The sequence below is a fragment of the Curtobacterium sp. PsM8 genome, from assembly GCF_030433875.1.
In the GTDB taxonomy this organism is placed as follows: domain Bacteria; phylum Actinomycetota; class Actinomycetes; order Actinomycetales; family Microbacteriaceae; genus Curtobacterium.
In genome coordinates this window covers 1-453 of the sequence record NZ_JARUXD010000158.1, presented here as the reverse complement: position 1 = coordinate 453, position 453 = coordinate 1, and the positions used below count along the sequence as shown (strand labels likewise).

The 453-nt window shown below is 55.8% G+C and carries 1 rRNA gene; it reads left to right on the top strand.

Annotation, left to right across the window (positions count from 1 at the left end):
* Positions 1 to 453 (top strand): 23S ribosomal RNA (locus QCD68_RS17210); the annotation flags it as partial.

Sequence of the window (453 nt, the reverse complement as noted above, 5' to 3'; positions counted from 1 at the left end):
CTAACCCGGTACTTGTTGATCCCTTCGGGGTGAGACGGGCCGGTCTAACGCTCGAACCCATGCTGGTGCGGTTAGCGTATGAACAGGTGTGACGCAGGAAGGTAGCTGAGCCAGGCGATGGTATCCGTAAGGTGAACCTGGTGTAAGGATGTAGGGCTGACGATAGGCAAATCCGTCGTCTGTATGCCTGAGACCCGACGCGTACCCGTAAGGGGAATTCAGTGATCCTATGCTGCCGAGAAAAGCATCGACGCGAGGTTGCAGCCGCCCGTACCCGAAACCGACTCAGGTGGTCAGGTAGAGAATACCAAGGAGATCGAGATAATCGTGGTTAAGGAACTCGGCAAAATGCCCCCGTAACTTCGGGAGAAGGGGGGCCGGACACGTGACCGGATTTACTCCGTGAGCGTTGAAGGCCGCAGAGACCAGTGGGAAGCGACTGTTTACTAAAAA